Genomic DNA, 17,365 nt, shown 5'->3' on the forward strand with positions numbered 1-17,365 from the left:
TCCGGGAGCCCACGTCAGGCCCGAAGTCGCTTTTCCGTCCGCCGCGCGCCCGCGTCCGCAGCCCTTGGAAAAGCCGGGGTAGGGCGCCGTTGATGGCCTGTTTGGGGTTCCCGCACCCATTACCTATGGGTTATGCCAGCGCGAATTGAATTCATTTCCATCTGACGGTCCCAGCAAGCATTATGCCGCCACGTCGGACGTGGAGACCGGCAACCGTGGGCGTCAATCCACAAAGGGAGGATAGTGAATATGTCCAAGTTGGTACTTGCGACCCTCGCGCTGGCCCTGACCAGCAGCGTAGCTTTTGCTGATACGATCAAGGTCGGCATTGTCGGCCCGTTTTCGGGCCCGGCAGCCCTTCAGGGCAAGAATTTCCAGGCTGGCATCGATGCCTGGTTTGCCCTCAACGGCAATACCGTTGGTGATGACACCATCGAGATCGTCTACCGCGATCTGCCCGCTGCCGATCCCGCGCAGTCGGCCGCGCTGACCCAGGAGCTGATCGTCAGCGAAGGCGTGCAATATCTGGGCGGTTACTACTACACCCCCGATGCCATGGCCGCCGCGCCGATCCTGGAAGAGGGCAACGTGCCCATGGTTGTCTTCAATGCGGCAACCTCGGCCATCGTCAATGCGAGCCCCTTCGTGGTCCGCACCTCGTTCACCACCTGGCAGACCTCGACCCCGATGGCATCAGTGGCGCGTGAGCGCGGCATCAACAAGGTCATCACCGTGGTGTCCGACTACGGTCCGGGCGTCGACTCCGAAGCGGCTTTCGTTGCCGGCTTCACCGGTGCCGGCGGCGAGATCGTCGAGTCGGTGCGCATGCCGATGAACACCAACGACTTCAGCCCCATGATGCAGCGCATCAAGGACTCGGGCGCCGAAGCCGTCTTCGCCTTCCTGCCCGCCGGCCCGGCGACCCTGGGCTTCGTGCAGGCCTATGTCGAAAACGGCCTCAAGGATGCCGGCGTCACCCTGCTCGCACCGGGCGATTTGACCCAGGAACCCGATCTCGCCGCGCTGGGCGACAACGCCCTGGGCCTGCTCACTACCTTCCACTACGCGGTCAGCCACGACTCGCCCGAGAACGCTGCCTTCGTCGAAGCGGCCTCCAAGGCCATTGGCAGTGCCTCCGACCTGAGCTTCCCCGCCGTCGGCGCCTTTGACGGCATGTATGTGATCTCCAAGATGATCGAAGCCACCGGCGGCACACAGGACGCAGCCAAGGCCGTCGAAGCGGTCAAGGGCCTCTCCTGGACCAGCCCGCGCGGTCCGGTTTCCATCAATCCGGAAAACCGTCACCTCACGCAGAACATCTACCTGCGCGAAGTCGCCCAGCAGGATGGCCAGTACATCAACAAGGAAATCCAGACCTTCGAAAACCAGGGCGATCCCGGCTGGAAGGCTCCGTAAATCCTGCTAGCCCGCGCCCGCACCTAACCTCCCCCTGAGGGGGAGGCCTGGCTCGGCTCAATCTGTCCCTCCCCCCTGTCAGGGGGAGGCTAGGTGGGGGTATCCTGCCCCTGAGGTAGAAGCCCGAATGCAAACCATTCTCTCAATCGCCGCAGATGCCCTCGCCTATGGCATGGTGCTGTTCGTCATCTCTATCGGCCTGAGCGTCACCATGGGCCTGATGAAGGTGGTGAACCTTGCCCATGGCGCCTTCGCCATGATCGGCGGTTATGTCGCCTCCTACGCTACCCAGCAGATGGGCCTGCCCTTCGGCGTCGCGGTGATCGCGGCCGTCGTCGTCACCGTGCTGATCGCCATCCCGCTCGAGCGCTTTCTCTATCGCCGCATCTATGGCGCGCCCGAACTGACGCAGGTGCTGATGACCATCGGCATCACCTTTGCCATCATTGGCATCGCCAATTTCGCTTTCGGCCCCACCCTCAAGACCATCGCCCTGCCATCCGCGCTGCAGGGGCCCGTTGATCTGGGCTTCCGCACCATCGCCGCCCACAAGCTCTTTGCCGTTGCCGTCGGTGCCATCGTCGCGGCAGCGCTCTGGTTCATCGTCGAGCGCACCGCCTTCGGCGTGCGCCTGCGCGCTTCGGTCGATGACGCCGCCATGGCCGGCGCCCTGGGCGTCAAGACCAGCGTCGTCTACGCGGTCAGCTTCGCCCTCGCGATTGGTCTGGCCGCGCTCGGCGGTGTCGTCGGTGCGCAACTGCTGCCCATCGAGCCCTATTACGCGCTGCATTACATGGTGACGTTCCTCGTCGTCGTCTCGGTCGGCGGGGCAGGGTCCATCACCGGCGCGCTGGTTGCCGCGCTGCTGCTCGGCGCCGTGCAGACCACCGGCCGCTACCTCGTGCCCGAATATGGCGAGTTCTTCTTTTATCTGGCGGTGATCGCGATCGTCTGCGTTTTCCCCAATGGCCTGATGGGGCGTTCCCGATGAGCGACACCAGCATGAACACCCTTGTCGATCCTGCAAATACCTGGCGCCGCACCGCCCTCAAGGACATGATTGCGGTGCTGATCGTGGCCGCCGTGGCTGTGGTGCTGTTTTTTCTGTTTCCTACCAATCTGGCCCTGCTCACTCGCATCGTCGCGGTGATGCTGCTGGTGCTCTCGCTTGATCTGGTCACCGGCTATTCCGGCGTCGCCACACTTGGCCATGCCACCCTGTTCGGCGCGGGCGCTTATGCGGCTGGCATTTTCGCCGCCAAGTTCGGCGTCACCGATCCGCTGCTGATGCTGGCCATCGGCGCGGTCGCCGGTGCCCTTGCCGGTGCCGTCACCAGCCTCGTCATCTTGCGCGGACACGGCCTCAGCCAGCTCGTCCTTTCTATCGCCGTGGTGTCGCTCGCCCATGAAGCCGCCAACAAGCTCTCCGCCTGGACCGGCGGCAGCGACGGCCTCTCCGGCATCGCCCCGTCGCCGCTCCTGGGCATGTTCCGCTTCGATCTCTTCGGCCGCACCGCCTTCATCATGGCCGTCGTCCTGTTGCTGGTTGTCTTCGTCGTCCTGCGCATCATCGTCCGCTCGCCCTTCGGCATGCTGTGCCGCGGCATCAAGCAGGACCCGGTCCGTATCCGGGCCATGGGCGCGCCGGTCTATTTCACCCTGGTCAAGATGTACGCCATCGCCGGTGCCGTCGCCGGGCTGGGTGGCGCACTCTCGGCCGTCGCCACCAAGGTCGTGGGCCTCGATAGCCTGTCCTTCACTCTCTCGGCCGAGGCGCTGGTCATGCTGGTGCTCGGCGGCACCGGCAAGCTGTTCGGCGCCATGCTCGGCACACTGGTTTTCGTCTGGTTCGAAGATCGCGTCTCCGCCATCAATCCCTTCCACTGGCTGACCATTGTCGGCGTCCTGCTCGTCGCTGTCGTGCTGTTCGCCCCCAAGGGCCTGACCGGCGCCGCCGAGTCGATCTGGAACCGCCTGCGCGGAGCAAAGTCATGAGCGTCTTTGAAGTCCGGAACCTCAAGAAGAACTTCGGCGGCCTCGCCGTGACCAATGATGTGTCCCTGTCCCTGCAAAAGGGCGACCGCATCGCCCTGATCGGTCCCAACGGCGCCGGCAAGACCACCTTCGTCAATCTGGTGACCGGCCTGCTCAAGCCCGATGCCGGCTCGGTTCACCTTGACGGACACGACGTCACCGCCACGTCCCCGTCGGCCCGCGTCAAGCAGGGTCTGGTGCGCAGCTTCCAGGTCACGCGCCTCTTCTCCGAAATGACGCCGGAAGAACACGTCGCCCTCGGCATTCTGCAGCGGCAGGGCAAGAGCGGTCGCATCTTCGCCGATTATCACGGCATGCCCGAGGTGATGGCCGAGATCGCCGACATTCTCGGCCTGCTTAACCTGCGCGAGATCGCCCGCGTCCCCGTCGCCCAGATCGCCTATGGCCAGCAGCGCCTGCTTGAGATCGCGCTCGCCATGGCCCTGCGCCCCAAGGTGCTTCTGCTCGATGAGCCCGCCGCCGGTGTGCCCAGCTCCGATACCGTGCTCATCGAACGCGCTCTGGCCCAGCTCCCGCCCGATCTGGCGGTGCTGATGATCGAGCATGACATGGATTTCGTGTTCCGCTTTGCCCAGCGCGTCGTCGTGCTGGCGGCAGGGGCCATCATCTTCGACGGGACTCCGACCGAAGTCTCCAACGATGCGCGTGTGCGCGCCGCCTATCTGGGGAGCTATGCCGATGACCGCAGCGTCGCTTGACGTCAGGGGGCTGAGCGCGGGTTATGGTCCCACGCGCATCCTCGAAGAGGTGAGCTTCTCCGTTCCCGCAGGCGGGCGCTTGGCCGTGCTCGGCCGCAACGGTATGGGCAAGACGACGCTGTTCGCCACCATTGCCGGCCAGACCAAACACTATGGCGGCACCGTCACGCTCGGTGGCGCCGAAATCACCGGGCAGGATGGCCCCGCTCGCGGGCTCGGTGGCCTCGGCTACGTGCCGCAGAGCCGCTCGATCTTCAAGTCGCTGACGGTGGAAGAAAACCTCTTCGTCGGCCTCAAGAGCCGCCCCAAATCGGCGATCGAAGAAGCCTATGCCATGTTCCCGCGCCTCAAGGAGCGGCGGGCCAATCTCGGCTCGCAACTCTCCGGCGGCGAGCAGCAGATGCTCTCCACCGCGCGCTCCATCCTCGGCCAGCCCAGCGTCCTGCTGCTCGATGAGCCGCTGGAAGGCCTGGCGCCGGTTATCTGCGAAGAGCTGATGGCCGCCTTTACCCAGCTGGCATCGAGCAAGGCCATGACCATCCTGCTGGTCGAGCAGCGCATCAAGGCGGCACTCGATTTCGCCGAGAATGTCGTGATCCTGGAGCGTGGCCGTGTCGCTTGGTCCGGCACGTCAGCCGACCTCGAAGCCCAGCCGGAAACCGTCGACCGGCTCCTCGGTGTCGGGCACTAGCGGTCCGTCGTCTTGTGCGAGAGGTCTTCCGCCGGAACCACCAGGGGCGTGTGAGACACCGGGTCGTCGATCACGACGCAGGGCAGGCCGAACACGCCTTCCACCATCGCGGCCGTGATCACGTCGCGCGGCGCGCCCTGCGCCGCGATGGCCCCATCCTTCATCGCCACGATGTGGTGGCCATAGCGGCTGGCGTGGTTGAGATCATGCAGCACCGCCACAATGGTCTGTCCATTGCTGCGATTGAGCTGGCGCAGCAGGTTCAGCAGCTCGATCTGGTGGGCGATGTCGAGAAACGTCGTCGGCTCGTCCAGCAGCAGGATGGGTGTTTCCTGCGCCAGCACCATCGCAATCCACACCCGCTGCCTCTGCCCGCCCGATAGCTCGTCGACCAGCCGTTCCGCCAACCCGGTGACCCCGGTCGCCTCCATGGCCGCCGTTACCGCCGCCTCGTCTTTCACCGACCAGCGCTGCAGCAAAGTCTGGTGCGGGTAGCGGCCGCGCGCCACGAGATCGGCCACAGTGATGCCGTCGGGCGCGAGCGAGGTCTGCGGTAGCAGCCCCAGCCGTCGCGCCACCTCCTTGGCCGGAAGCTTGTGGATCAGCTGCCCGTCGAGCAGCACCTGTCCGCTGCTGGGCACCAGCAGCCGCGACAGGGCCCGCAGCAGGGTGGACTTGCCACAGGCATTGGGCCCCACGATGCAGGTGAATTGCCCGTCGGGAATGTCGAGTGTCAGGTCTTGGGAAACCCTGCGTTCGCCATATTCCAGCGTCACCGCTTCGGCCCGCAGGCGCGGCGATACCACTGGGTTCCTGTCTGGTGTTGAGCTCATGTCGCCCCCGTTGGACAAGTTCGCTAGTTAATCCCGGCGAACCTGTCAATTTGACGGGGCGAGGCTTCAGTCGATTGCCAGCACCAGACGCGTTGCGAAGTCGCCTTCCCACCACATCGGGAAATTGGTGCCCCATTTGTTGTTGTAGAGGTTGAAGCGCACGCCCGCCGAAAGGTCCGGGGTCTCGCTGGCAAACGGCAGAAAGGCCGACCCCGCCGGGGCCACCAGTGCCGTATCGAGCGGCGTCAGCGTCACGCGCCGCGAGCCGGCTTCGGTCCGCACCGCCTCGACGGCCTGCAACTGCCCGCCGCCGCGCCGTGCAATCCGGTCGACCGGCTGCCACAGGCCCATCTTGCGATAGTCCCACTGCGTCCCGCCGGCCGGCGTCAGGTGCACGAAACCGGCTTCGGGCATGCGGTTGGCGGGCTTGCCGCGCAGCACCAGCTTGATCTCGATCCGGGTGCCGTCGATGGGCCGGAACCACCATTCCACCTGCCGCGGTGCGCCGAGGTCGTCATGGCCATCCGCCGGCATCGCGCCCACGGCAACCGCCCCGGCAAGGCCCCGCAGCTGCGGCGCAAACTCGGCAGTCCGCGCGGTTTTCGCCAGTGCCAGCCCCGGCTTGTCATGGTCCAGAATGGCCCATTCCTGACGGTGCTGCAGATAGCTGTCGAGATGCTCCTGCAAGGCAGCGCTGTCATAGCTTTCGTGCCGATAGGCCAGCAATGGCCCATGGGCGCCTTCAAGGCTGGCCCCATCCGGACGGGTCAGCCCGGTGATGTCGCCCGTCGCCGGGTCTAGCGTCACGGTCCAGCCGTCGACGGTGAGGGCGTTTCCCTGTGCCAGCCCCTGCGGTTCCGCCGGGCAGGCCAGTTCGGCGAGCGCTGCATCTGCCGCCGCGCGATCAGCGGCTTCCAGCGCATCGGTCGCCCGCGTCAGATATCCGCGCTGCTCGTCCCAGGATTGTTCGGCATAGGCAAAGCGATAGTCGCTGGCCCGCGCGGCCTCGAAATCCGTCCGGTCCCAGGCCTTGTCGTCGCGCAGGTAGGTCTTGATGTCGACGCCCCAGGTGTGTTCGGCCACCATGGTCAGTCCGCGCCCAAAGGCCTGCCGCTGTGGCGTCAGCGCGCCATCAAAGCCATCATAGAGCCGCTGCAGCGCCCGGAAGCGCGCCAGCTTGTGCGGGTCGGTGCCCGCGCCGTGGATCCAGCTGTCGCCGATCTCCGTCGTCACCACCGGGAACTGCTCGCGCCGCGCCCACATCTCCGCTCCGAACGCATCGAGCGTCGAGGCGACGATCTCCGCACCCGGCTGGGCGTGCCCCATATTGCGCAGCGCTTCAACAGTCTGCCCCACGCTTTGCGGGCCGATATTGTCGCTGGTATGGGCAAAGCTCAGCCCCAGGTCGTCACCGGCCGGGAAGTCGGTTTCCCCATAGGAAGCCTGATACATCACCACGATTTCGCTGCCATCGGGGGGCCGCCAGCGGAAGATCGGCGGCACGTCCGGCACCGGGCTCGCCGTGTTCACACCCAGATGCAGGAATTTCACGCCCGCCTCGGCCAGCAGCGGCACCATGCCCAGCGTGTGGCCGGGCACGTCGGTCATCTTTGCAGCGATCGTCTTGCGGCCAAACCGCTTGTCGAGCTCCTGGCCATAGCTCAAGCCGGCGCGGAACAGGTCCGGGCTCATCAGTTCGGTATGGGTGGTGAAGGGCAGGGCGTGCCAGGCAATCAGCCCGCGCTCGATGGCCCGTTCCAGCCGGGCGACCCTGGCTGCATCCTGGCTGTTGAGGTGGTCCCAGATCAGCCAGGCGCCGGTCGTCCAAATGAAGGCAGGGCTTGTCAGGTTCTCGGCATAGAAATGCTCGCCCGTGCTGATCGCCTGCGGAATGAATTGGGCGTGATACTGCCGCCGCACCTTCTCGGCGTGGTCGGTAAAGCCAATGTCGAGATGGGTCTTGAAGACAAGGTGGATGCGTCGTGTGGTCATGTCGTGTTCCGGTCAGCCGACCGTGCCGCGCACGACAAGCCGGGTCTGCAATGTTTCCACCAGGGCAGGGGCATTGGGTTCGTTGAGCCGCCGCAGGATCAGCCGGACCAGCGCGCGCACGCGCTCGTCGAGCTCGAATTTGACCGTGGTGAGGTTGTAGCTTTTCCAGTGAGACTGGGCGATGTCGTCGAACCCGACCACCTTCACGTCCTCGGGCACGCGCAGCCCCAGGTCGTGCCGCAGCGCATCGAGCACCCCGAATGCGCCTACGTCATTGGCGGCGAAGATCGCGTCGGCGCCCCCGCCCACGCGGAACAGGTCGATGGTTGCGGCATAGGCCGTGTCATAGCTGAAGTCGCTCTTGGCAACGATCGGCGGCGGTAGGCCGCGCTCGGCCAGCACGCTGCGCAACATCCACTCGCGCGAGACATTGGCCCGCGATTGGCTGGCGCCCGAGACATAGGCGATGCGCTTGGCCCCATAGGCCTGCAGCATGGCCACAGCCTGCTCGATGCCGGTATGCTGCAGCACGTTGATCCGGTCATACAGCGGCCCCTCGGTCGGCACGGTCTCGTCGGCGTTCTGGGCATGCGGATAATGCACATAGATCGGCACGGCGCGGTCCAGCACGCGCGCCAGCGTCGTCGGTTTGACGTTCTCCACGAAGGCGATGACGGAGTCGGGGTTGAAGCCGCGCATATAGGCCAGCAGCGTCTCGTCCATGCTGTAGTCGGTGCGGGTCTTGAACAGCAGGGTGGCAAAACCCTCGTTCTGCAGCGCGGTGGTCAGCGCGTCGATTTCCTGGCTTTCCCAGTGGCTGCACACGTCAGGTACGATGATGCCGACCAGGTGCGATCGCCCGCTCACCAGCGCCCGCGCCGCGCGGTCCGGCGTGTAGTTCAGCTCCCGCGCCACCTTCAGGATCAGTTCGCGCTTTTCCGGCTTCAGCGAGGTGTGCGGATTGAAGGCGCGCGACACCGCGACTCGCGAAACATTGGCGGCCTTGGCCACCATTTCCGCTGTCGCGCGCTCTCGCGCTGCTGTGCTTCGCTCGCTCAAGCCTTGGTCACTCCGAACTCAAATTATGAAAGCGTGTGCAATTCTAGTGAGCCCTTGCCCCCTCACTGTCAAGGCTGATGCACGCCCCTCAATGCCCGGAAAGCGCCGGATAGTCACACATTCGTTGCACAAGCTTGGCAGGCTCCCTGCGCACGTTGTTCCGGATTTTGGTCGCCTGTTGACTCAAAGTGAAAACGTGTTCATCAATTGCGGGTTCGTCGCTCTCCGCTATCCGCGGGGTGATGGGCCAATCTTGGCTACCGGAAAATTCGGAGCCGCCACATGGAGGAGAATTCGCGATGAACAATCGTGTTCGTGCCCTGGCATTCAGCCTGGTCGGCGCCACCGCAATGGTTGGCCCGGCATTTGCCGTCGATCTCGAAATCACCTGCCGCTGCGTCATTGGCGGCGTCAATTCCGCCACCGCGCAGTGGATCGAAGAGGGCGTCATCCCCGCCTTCGTCGCTGCCAATCCCGGCGTTACCGTCAAGCTCAACCAGTTCGGCGGCGAAGATGCCCAGCTGACCCAGCAGCTCGCGCTCGATTTCTCCACCGGCGCTGGCCCCGACGTGTCGGCGTTTGACGGCTTCCTCATCCCGAGCTTTGTCGAGGGTGGCCTGCTGAAGTCCCTCGATGAAGTCGCCGGCGCCGAAGTCAATGACTGGTCCGGCTGGGACAAGCTGTCCGAGGGTTCGCGCGCCCTCATGCTCTACCAGGACAAGTTCTACGGCATTCCGCTTGGCACCGACGTGCGCATGATCCACACCCGCAAGGATATCCTTGCCGATGCCGGAATCGCTGCCGATTGGCAGCCCGCCTCGTGGGAAGACGTGCTCGAAGCCGGTCGCGCCATCAAGGCCAAGAACCCCGACAGCTTCCCGATCCAGCTCAATGCTGGCGTTGCCATGGGCGAAGCCACCACCATGCAGGGCTATTGGCTGGCGCTGCTGGGCACCGGCGAAGGGGTCAAGGACGCGAGCGGCAAGTGGATCGTTGGTAGCCAGGGCATCCTCGATACCCTCAACCTCTACAAGACCATCTATGTCGACGAAAAGCTCGGCGATGCCCGCGTTCAGCTGCTGGCCGATGGCCGCAACCGCAGCTTTGCCAACTTCCGCGATGGTGTCACCGCGCTGCTGTTCGAGGGTGACTATTTCTATCGCTCGGTCACCGCTGAAGGTTCCGAATTCGCCGTGCCGAACCGCGATCAGGTCGAAGGTTGGGTCAAGGTTCCGGCTCAGACGCCCGGCAAGGGCATTCGTGGCCAAGATTTCGTGACCATTTCCGGCGGCACGGGCTTTGTGCTCAATCCCGCAACCGACTCCCCCAGGGAAGCCTGGGCTCTGCTCTCGTTCATGAACGAGCCCGAGCAGCTTGCCGCGTTCCAGAAGATCCAGCCCCGCATCACGGCCCGCACGGACGTAGCTATTCCCAATAGCCCCTTCCTCACGGAAACCAGCCAGGCCCTGCTGCCGATCACCACCGCTCGCCCCAACGATCCGAGCTACAATGCGGTTTCGGCCGAAATCCAGCGCATGACCGAAAGCGTCGTCTCTGGCGAACTGTCGCCGGAAGAAGCCCTGGCCCAGTACAAGGCCAGCGTCATCCGCATCGTGGGCGCCGACAACACCGTCGACCTGCTCTGATCCAGCCGTCCTCCACGGACCGTCCGGCGCCCTTGGGCGTCGGACACCCCACTGCCTCTTTCTTTCCCTCCCCCTTGTGGGGAGGGACGCGAGATCGGGCTTAGCGCCAACTAAGTCCGTGAATCGAGCAGGGTGGGGGTGTCACGCTCCCCGCAGCACCGCTCCCTAACGGGATCGAGACCTAACCCACAGTGTCATTCCGGCGCAGGCCGGAATCCATGCTGAAGGCGACCCGCGTCATCCAGTGACTGGATGGCCCACAAATCCGGATTCCGGCCAGTGCCGGACCGACACCGCGCATTGGACGATATCAGGGAAACGGCATGACCACCGAGACCACCACCGAGCCGCTCGCGGCCTCCCCCCAGCCCAAGGCTGCCAAAAGCTTCGCGCTGCTGTCCACCCGGGCCGGCGCTGCCTTTCTCACCCCAGCGGGCCTGCTGGTGGCGATCTTCGTCATCGCGCCCTTCTTCTGGGTGATCTTCGTTTCCTTCACCAATCGCACGCTGCTGGGCCGGTCTGCGCTCAATCCGGAATTTGTTGGCCTCGCCAACTACATGACGCTGTTCGATTTCTCGAACTTCTTCCAGCGCGGCCAGTTTGGCTTCTCGCTGATCCTCACCACCCAGTTCGTGCTTCTGTCCGCACTGGTGGGGCAGGCGCTGCTGGGTCTGTTGCTCGCCTGGCTGATCCAGACGGTGCCGCCGTGGGTCAAGCGGATCACCGAGACCTTCGTCATCGCCGCCTGGATACTGCCCGAAGTGGTGATCGGCTTTGCCTGGTTCGCCTTCCTCGATCGCGATCAGGGCACGCTCAATATGCTGCTGACCAGCGTCGGCCTGCCGCGCGGCGATTTCCTGCTCGATCAGCCATTCTGGGTCATCGTCGTCTTCAATACCTGGCGCGGTGCCGCCTTCTCGATGATGCTGTTCAATTCCGCCTTCTCCTCCATCCCGCCGAGCTATTTCCAGGCGGCAGACGTGGCGGGCGCATCATCCTGGCAGAAGTTCAAGGATATCGCCCTGCCGCTGATCCGGGGCCACATCGTCACCGATCTCATCCTGATCACCATGTGGACCTTCAACACCTTCACGCCGTTCCTGCTGACCAATGGCGGGCCGTCGTACCGCACCGAATTGATCTCGATCTACAACTACCGCGTGGCTTTCCGCGACTTCGAGTTCGGCAAGGGTGCAGCGGTGGGCGTCATCATCATGCTGATCAACCTCGCCTTCGCGCTGATCTATCTCAGCCTTGGCCGCAAGAAGAAGCGGAGCTAGACCAATGAAACTCACGCTTCCCGCCTATCTCGGACGCATCGCATTCTCGGCACTCGCCGCGCTGATCGGTGTCGTCTTCGCCCTGCCACTGATCTGGTTCCTGTTCGCCCCCTTCAATGCGAAGGCCGAGTTGGGCCTCGCCATTCCCGATCCGTGGACGCTTTCCAACTTCGTCACGGTGTTCCAGAACAATTTCGCCGTGCGCGCCTTGTGGAACAGCCTGATCCAGTCGGTTGGCGGCGTCATTCTGGTGGGCGCAGCGGCAACGCTGGCCGCCTATGCGCTCAGCCGCTCCTCCATCCCCGGCAAGGGCGCTGTCACCTATATCCTGCTGCTGTTTTCCTCGGTGGTGTCGGGCTCGGCCGCCATGGTGCCGATCTTCCTCATCGTCTCGGCGGCAGGACTGATCGATACCCACCTGGCGGTCATTCTGGTCTTCGCAGGGGGCCTCTTGCCCACCGCCATGTTCATCCTGCGCGACTTCATCGACTCCATCCCCAAATCCTATGAGGAGAGTGCGATGGTGGCCGGCGCCTCCCCTGTGCAGGCCTTCTTCGACGTCGCCCTGCCGGTTATCCGCCCCGGCATCGTGGTGGTCGTGGTCTGGGCCTTCGTCAACATCTGGGGCAGCTTCCTCATCCCCTTCATCCTGTTGCGCAGCGACTCCAACATGCCTGCATCGGTGGCCATCTACTCCTTCTATTCGGAAGCAGGCACGCCCACGGTGACCCTGCTGGCCGCCTACGCGCTGATCTATTCGCTCCCTGTCATTGTCCTTTACCTGTTCGTGAGCTGGAAATTCGGTTTCCGGTTCTTCGGCGGCATCAAAGCCTAAGGCGCCTCATTCATGGCTTCAGTCGAGTTCAAAAACGTCTCCAAGACCTTCGGCGAGTTCAACGCCGTTTCCGATATCAGCCTGTCGATCGGCGATGGCGAATTCGTGTGCCTGCTCGGCCCCTCGGGCTGCGGCAAGACCACGAGCCTGCGCATGATTGCGGGCCTGGAAACCCCCACCTCGGGCCAGGTGCTGATCGGTGGCGACGATGTCACCTACCTCCACCCCAAGGACCGCCAGATCTCGATGGTGTTCCAGGATTATGCGCTCTATCCGCACATGAACCTGGCCGACAACATCGCCTATCCGCTCAAGGTCCGCGGCGAGAACGTCGCCAAGCGCCATGGCCGCGCCAAGGAAGTGGCCGACGTGCTCAAGATCGGCCACCTGATGGACCGGCTCCCCAGCCAGATTTCCGGCGGCCAGCAGCAGCGCACCTCGCTCGCCCGCGCCCTGGTCTATCCCAGCCGCGTCTACCTGTTCGACGAACCGCTCTCCAACCTCGACGCCAAGCTGCGCCTCGAGGCCCGCGGTTTCCTCAATCATCTGCAGCGCGACATGGGCATGACGGCCGTCTACGTCACCCACGACCAGGCCGAAGCCATGGCGCTGGCCACCCGCATCGCGGTGATGGATCAGGGCAAGATCGTGCAATACGCCTCGCCCATCGAGATCTATCGCCGCCCCAAGACGACCTTCGTTGCCAACTTCGTCGGCAATCCGCCGATGAACCTGGTGCCCGTCGAAGCCATGGCCGGCGACGGCCAGCTCCAGCTCGTGGCCGATGGCCTGCATATTGCCGGCCTGCCCATGTCCAACGGCATCGCCAATGCCCTCAAGGCCAGCAAGTCGCTCACCCTGGGTATCCGCCCCGAGCACCTGACCATCGCCTCATCAGGCAGCGGCAATACGCTCGCGGGTGAGCTCTTCGCCAACGAGAATATGGGCCCCGAAAGCCTCGTCACCGTCGAGCGTGCCGACGCCGCCCGCGTCACCGCCCGCATCTTCACCGACGATCACCTCCAGCTCGGCAAGGCCGTCACCCTGGGCTTCCTCGCCGAGCACGTCCACCTCTTCGACAGCGCCGGCCTGCGCATCCCCGCCGACAACGAGGCTCCTCTGTGACATCTCTGTCGTCTTACCCGGCCTATCAGTCGTCTCCCTCCCCCTCGTGGGGAGGGATCAAGAGTCGGGGGCTGCCTGGTTCAATTTTGGGTCTCGCGCCATGACCACCACCACCGTCACCGTCACCCGAGCCGATCAGGCCGCCCATCCCTATTTCTACATCCCTTTCGAGGTCCCCGCCGGAACCACCCGCATCGACGTAACCCTCGCCTATCCCAAGGCCGAGGATTGCGTCATCGACCTCGGCGCCTTCGATCCCCGCGACACTGGCTATCCCACCAATGAAGGTTTCCGCGGCTGGAGCGGCGGCGCGCGCGATAGCTTCTTCATCGCCACAGACGACGCCACCCCAGGCTATGTCCACGGCGAGATCCCGTCTGGAACCTGGAACGTCATCCTCGGCCTCTACAAGGTTCCCGAGGCCGGTGCCGAAGTCAGCGTCACCATCGCTCTCGACAGCGCCCCGCGCACCCTCGCGCCCCAGCCCGCCCGCACCTTCCCGGTGCGCGCCGAGGCCGGCTGGTATCGCGGCGACCTGCATTGCCACACCTACCATTCCGATGCCCGCGGCGCCCCAGAGCTGCTGCACGCCGCCGCCAAGCAGGCCGGGCTCGATTTCCTCGCCATCGCCGACCACAACACCATCACCCAGCGCCGCTATTTCCACCCGCAATCCAGCCCCGATCTGGTTTTCGTGCGCGCCATGGAAGTCACAACCGCCGTCGGCCATGCCAACGTCTATGGCGTCGACGCCTGGATCGATTTCCGCATGACCCAGCCGTCCGACGCCCACATCCTGGCCGGTCTGGTGCACGAGCACGGCGGCCTGCTCTCGATCAACCACGACAAGCCCACCATCCCGTGGGACTACGATTTCCCTGCCGCTGACTGCCAGGAAGTCTGGCAATCCACCTGGCTGGCCTGGAACTGGGTCTCGCTCGATCGCTATCAGCAGCGCCTCGCCGCGGGGATGAAGCTTTCCGCCATTGGCGGCTCCGATTTCCACCAGCCCGATCGCCTGATGCCCGAGGGCCCGCTGGTGCTCGCGCGCCCCACCACCGTGCTCTTCCTGCCCGAGCTCAGCGAGGATGCGGTGCTGGCCGCGATGAAGTCGGGGCACGGCTACATCACCGAAAGCCCCACCGGCCCGCATCTTGAAATAACAGCCGAAGGCCAGCCCATGGGCTCCACCGTCCCCGGCGCCCGCGCCGTGCAGGCGCTGGTCAAGGGTGCCAAAGGCGACCTGCTGGTCTGGATCGACAAGTCCGGCCCCATCGGCGAAGTCACCATCGCGGGCGACAACTGGCAGCACGATTTTGCCCTGCCGCACACCGCCGCCGGCTTCATCCGCGCCGAGATCGTCGCCAAGGCCAGCCGCGACAGCCTCGTCGCCGAATTCACCGCTGCCCTCGATGGCCGCGAACTGCCCTGGCAGCTCCAGGGCACCGACCTCGCCCACCAACCCATCCGCCGCGCCCTGAGCAACCCGATCTACCTGGATGGCTGATCCCGTCCTGCTCCTCCCCCTGCCAGGGGGAGGCCGGGTGGGGGCCTGACAGCCCCCGGCCAACCCGCACACCCACAACGTCATTCCCGCGCAGGCGGGGAATCCACTCTTCCGCCCAACCTACCCCGAGTACCCACCATGCTGATCGGCAACGCCCCCTGTTCCTGGGGCATCACCTATCCCACCGGCAATGCCTTCACCTGGCAGCAATATCTTGATGAGGTGGCCGCCGCCGGCTATCGCGGCACCGAACTCGGGCCCTTCGGTTTCCTCCCCAAGGATGCCGCCGTTCTGAAGCAGGAAATGGCACGCCGCGGTCTGACCCTGATCGGCGCTACCCACGTCCACACCTTCGGCGATGCCGCCTCGGCGCCGGCCTTCATGGCCACGTTGCGCGAATTGTCGGCCCTGCTGGTTTCGCTCGATGCCCGCCACCTCGTCATCATGGACGAGAGCAATTTCTATCCCAAGGGGCAGGAGGGCGTGCTCGATGAAGCCGGCTGGCAGGTGCTGACGGGCATGGTCCGCGATGCGCAGGCGCTGGTCGAGGGCGAATACGGCCTCAAGCTCAGCTTCCACCCCCATGTCGGCACAGCCGTCGAACGCGAAGCCCAGATCGATCGCCTCCTGGCCGAAACCGATATCGACCTGTGCTTCGATACCGGCCACCACGCCTTCTGGGACCAGGACCCCATCGCCTATATGGAGCGGGTTTTCCCCCGCATCGCCTATATGCACCTCAAGAATGTCGATCCCGCCGTGCGCGCCAAGGTGCTCGATGGCTCCCTGAGCGTCGCCCAGTCCTATGGGGCAGGGGTCATGTGCCCGCTGCCCAATGGCGCGGTCGATATCCAGGCAGTGATGCGTCTCCTCGCCGATCGCAACTTCACCGGCCCCATCGTGGTCGAGCAGGACGTGGCCGAGAACACGTTCGAAACCCCGCTCCAGCTCGCCGCCCGCAATCTCGCCTATATGAATGGAATTTCGGCATGACCACCCCCATCAAGGTCGGCCTCATTGGCCTGGGCGAAGTCGCCCAACTCATGCATCTGCCGCTCCTGGCCGACGATGCCCGCTTTGCCATCGCCGCCGTCACCGACGTGTCGCCAAGCCTCGTCGATTATGTCGCCACCCGCTATGGCGTCCCCACCCGCCACCCCGATGCGGCGGCCCTGATTGCCGATCCCAATCTCGACGCGGTCTTCATCCTCACGCCCGACTTCCTCCACGCACCGCTGCTGGAGCAGGCCATCCGCGCCGGCAAGCACGTCTTCATCGAAAAGCCGGCCTGCCTGTCCGCCGATCAGCTCCGGCCGATCCTCGAGCTCGATGCCACCAACGACAAGATCGTCTTCGTCGGCTACATGCGCCGCTTCTCGCGCGCCTTCCTCGAACTCAAAAACCGTCTCCCGGCGCTCGAGACCATTCGCCACGTCCGCGTGCGCGACATCATCCGCGAAGCCCCGTTCTTCGTCGCCCAGACGCGCAATATCTTCAAACCCTCTGACGTTCCCGCCGCGCTGATCGCCGAAGGCCGCGCCGCCACCCAGGCCATCCTGAAGTCGGTCATGGGCGAGGATTGCCCGCCTGACGCCCTGCGCGCCTATCAGGTGCTCACCGGCCTCAGCTCGCACAGCTTCTCGGCCATGCGCGACCTGCTCGGCACGCCCAAGGGCGTTTCCTACGCGCTGCAGCATGGCGGCGAGACGGTGGTGGCCCTGTTCGACTACGGCCATTTCACCGCGCTCTATGAAGCCGTCATCGACGATGTCTCCCGCTTCGATGCGGGCATCGAAGTGCTGACCCAGACCCAGCATTTCCGCATGAACTACGACACGCCCTATATCCGCAACCTGCCGACGCGCCTCGAAATCACCAGTTCGACCATGACCGATACCGGCACCGAAATCGTCGGCCCCTTCTACGAAGACCCCTTCCGCATCGAGCTCAACGCCTTCCACCACAGCATCACCACCGGCACCCGCCCCAAAACCACCCTGCAGGATTCCCTGGCCGACCTCGAACTCTTCAAATCCGTCGCCACCCACTTCCGCTAAGCGGATCGGGGAGGGGAAGTGGGCCCTTTGCTGGGGCCACCACCCCCACCCTCACTCCCTCCCCACAAGGGGGAGGGAAGCCCACCCAGCGCATGCCGCCCTACCTTGCCCCGAACTCCCAGTCGTCTCCCTCCCCCTTGTGGGGAGGGATGAAGGGTGGGGGTATCTGTC

General features: G+C 64.7%; 15 protein-coding genes. 12 read left to right on the plus strand and 3 right to left on the minus strand.

Annotation, left to right across the window (positions count from 1 at the left end):
* Positions 1 to 249: 249 nt before the first annotated feature.
* From ACZ5WT_RS11505 to ACZ5WT_RS11525, 5 genes are all read left to right on the plus strand, one after another.
* On the plus strand, positions 250 to 1,416 hold the full coding sequence (locus ACZ5WT_RS11505) for an ABC transporter substrate-binding protein (RefSeq protein WP_464283930.1): 1,167 nt from the start codon (positions 250 to 252) through the stop codon (positions 1,414 to 1,416).
* Between the two features lie 127 nt (positions 1,417 to 1,543).
* Positions 1,544 to 2,407 (plus strand): branched-chain amino acid ABC transporter permease, encoded by an 864-nt coding sequence (locus tag ACZ5WT_RS11510; RefSeq protein WP_464283931.1) that lies wholly within the window; start codon positions 1,544 to 1,546, stop codon positions 2,405 to 2,407.
* Positions 2,404 to 3,411 carry a branched-chain amino acid ABC transporter permease gene (locus ACZ5WT_RS11515; RefSeq protein ID WP_464283932.1) on the plus strand — a complete coding sequence of 336 codons (1,008 nt, stop codon included), beginning with the start codon at positions 2,404 to 2,406 and terminating at the stop codon, positions 3,409 to 3,411. Before ACZ5WT_RS11510 ends, ACZ5WT_RS11515 begins: the two co-directional genes overlap by 4 nt.
* Positions 3,408 to 4,169: an ABC transporter ATP-binding protein gene (locus tag ACZ5WT_RS11520; protein ID WP_464283933.1), complete on the plus strand. Its 762-nt coding sequence runs from the start codon at positions 3,408 to 3,410 to the stop codon at positions 4,167 to 4,169. Before ACZ5WT_RS11515 ends, ACZ5WT_RS11520 begins: the two co-directional genes overlap by 4 nt.
* Positions 4,150 to 4,860, plus strand: a complete 711-nt coding sequence (locus tag ACZ5WT_RS11525; RefSeq protein WP_464283934.1) for an ABC transporter ATP-binding protein — start codon at positions 4,150 to 4,152, stop codon at positions 4,858 to 4,860. Before ACZ5WT_RS11520 ends, ACZ5WT_RS11525 begins: the two co-directional genes overlap by 20 nt.
* On the opposite strand, the gene ACZ5WT_RS11530 is transcribed toward ACZ5WT_RS11525, so the two are convergent.
* The 3 genes from ACZ5WT_RS11530 to ACZ5WT_RS11540 form a co-directional block, all read right to left on the minus strand.
* Positions 4,857 to 5,693, minus strand: a complete 837-nt coding sequence (locus ACZ5WT_RS11530; RefSeq protein ID WP_464283935.1) for an ABC transporter ATP-binding protein — start codon at positions 5,691 to 5,693, stop codon at positions 4,857 to 4,859. The two genes, ACZ5WT_RS11525 and ACZ5WT_RS11530, sit on opposite strands and share 4 nt — an antisense overlap.
* A 66-nt stretch (positions 5,694 to 5,759) precedes the next feature.
* A complete protein-coding gene (locus ACZ5WT_RS11535; protein WP_464283936.1) occupies positions 5,760 to 7,685 on the minus strand; it encodes a DUF5054 domain-containing protein in 1,926 nt (641 codons plus the stop codon).
* Positions 7,686 to 7,697: 12 nt separating this feature from the next.
* A complete protein-coding gene (locus ACZ5WT_RS11540) occupies positions 7,698 to 8,744 on the minus strand; it encodes a LacI family DNA-binding transcriptional regulator (RefSeq protein WP_464283937.1) in 1,047 nt (348 codons plus the stop codon).
* A gap of 299 nt (positions 8,745 to 9,043) precedes the next feature.
* On the opposite strand from ACZ5WT_RS11540, the gene ACZ5WT_RS11545 reads away from it, so the two are divergent.
* The 7 genes from ACZ5WT_RS11545 (at position 9,044) to ACZ5WT_RS11575 (ending at position 17,194) form a co-directional block, all read left to right on the plus strand.
* Entirely contained in the window at positions 9,044 to 10,390 is a 1,347-nt protein-coding gene (locus ACZ5WT_RS11545; RefSeq protein ID WP_464283938.1) for an extracellular solute-binding protein, read from the plus strand.
* Between the two features lie 323 nt (positions 10,391 to 10,713).
* Positions 10,714 to 11,670: a carbohydrate ABC transporter permease gene (locus ACZ5WT_RS11550; protein ID WP_464283939.1), complete on the plus strand. Its 957-nt coding sequence runs from the start codon at positions 10,714 to 10,716 to the stop codon at positions 11,668 to 11,670.
* Between the two features lie 4 nt (positions 11,671 to 11,674).
* Positions 11,675 to 12,505 (plus strand): carbohydrate ABC transporter permease, encoded by an 831-nt coding sequence (locus tag ACZ5WT_RS11555; RefSeq protein ID WP_464283940.1) that lies wholly within the window; start codon positions 11,675 to 11,677, stop codon positions 12,503 to 12,505.
* Between the two features lie 12 nt (positions 12,506 to 12,517).
* The gene (locus ACZ5WT_RS11560; protein WP_464283941.1) at positions 12,518 to 13,630 is read left to right on the plus strand and encodes an ABC transporter ATP-binding protein; all 1,113 of its coding nucleotides are present in this window, start codon (positions 12,518 to 12,520) and stop codon (positions 13,628 to 13,630) included.
* 100 nt (positions 13,631 to 13,730) lie between these two features.
* Entirely contained in the window at positions 13,731 to 15,137 is a 1,407-nt protein-coding gene (locus tag ACZ5WT_RS11565; protein WP_464283942.1) for a CehA/McbA family metallohydrolase, read from the plus strand.
* A gap of 138 nt (positions 15,138 to 15,275) precedes the next feature.
* Complete coding sequence (locus tag ACZ5WT_RS11570; RefSeq protein ID WP_464283943.1) at positions 15,276 to 16,130, plus strand: sugar phosphate isomerase/epimerase family protein; 855 nt, start codon at positions 15,276 to 15,278, stop codon at positions 16,128 to 16,130.
* Positions 16,127 to 17,194 (plus strand): Gfo/Idh/MocA family protein, encoded by a 1,068-nt coding sequence (locus ACZ5WT_RS11575; protein ID WP_464283944.1) that lies wholly within the window; start codon positions 16,127 to 16,129, stop codon positions 17,192 to 17,194. The genes ACZ5WT_RS11570 and ACZ5WT_RS11575 overlap by 4 nt, the downstream gene beginning before the upstream one ends.
* Positions 17,195 to 17,365: the final 171 nt, after the last annotated feature.

This window comes from Devosia sp. T2-14 (assembly GCF_055397495.1).

Bases quoted from the DNA above. Each gene is read 5' to 3' on its own strand.
- ACZ5WT_RS11505 (WP_464283930.1), top strand. From the start codon at position 250: ATGTCCAAGTTGGTACTTGCGACCCTCGCGCTGGCCCTGACCAGCAGC.
- ACZ5WT_RS11510 (WP_464283931.1), top strand. From the start codon at position 1,544: ATGCAAACCATTCTCTCAATCGCCGCAGATGCCCTCGCCTATGGCATG.
- ACZ5WT_RS11515 (WP_464283932.1), top strand. From the start codon at position 2,404: ATGAGCGACACCAGCATGAACACCCTTGTCGATCCTGCAAATACCTGG.
- ACZ5WT_RS11520 (WP_464283933.1), top strand. From the start codon at position 3,408: ATGAGCGTCTTTGAAGTCCGGAACCTCAAGAAGAACTTCGGCGGCCTC.
- ACZ5WT_RS11525 (WP_464283934.1), top strand. From the start codon at position 4,150: ATGACCGCAGCGTCGCTTGACGTCAGGGGGCTGAGCGCGGGTTATGGT.
- ACZ5WT_RS11530 (WP_464283935.1), bottom strand. From the start codon at position 5,693: ATGAGCTCAACACCAGACAGGAACCCAGTGGTATCGCCGCGCCTGCGG.
- ACZ5WT_RS11535 (WP_464283936.1), bottom strand. From the start codon at position 7,685: ATGACCACACGACGCATCCACCTTGTCTTCAAGACCCATCTCGACATT.
- ACZ5WT_RS11545 (WP_464283938.1), top strand. From the start codon at position 9,044: ATGAACAATCGTGTTCGTGCCCTGGCATTCAGCCTGGTCGGCGCCACC.
- ACZ5WT_RS11550 (WP_464283939.1), top strand. From the start codon at position 10,714: ATGACCACCGAGACCACCACCGAGCCGCTCGCGGCCTCCCCCCAGCCC.
- ACZ5WT_RS11555 (WP_464283940.1), top strand. From the start codon at position 11,675: ATGAAACTCACGCTTCCCGCCTATCTCGGACGCATCGCATTCTCGGCA.
- ACZ5WT_RS11560 (WP_464283941.1), top strand. From the start codon at position 12,518: ATGGCTTCAGTCGAGTTCAAAAACGTCTCCAAGACCTTCGGCGAGTTC.
- ACZ5WT_RS11565 (WP_464283942.1), top strand. From the start codon at position 13,731: ATGACCACCACCACCGTCACCGTCACCCGAGCCGATCAGGCCGCCCAT.
- ACZ5WT_RS11570 (WP_464283943.1), top strand. From the start codon at position 15,276: ATGCTGATCGGCAACGCCCCCTGTTCCTGGGGCATCACCTATCCCACC.
- ACZ5WT_RS11575 (WP_464283944.1), top strand. From the start codon at position 16,127: ATGACCACCCCCATCAAGGTCGGCCTCATTGGCCTGGGCGAAGTCGCC.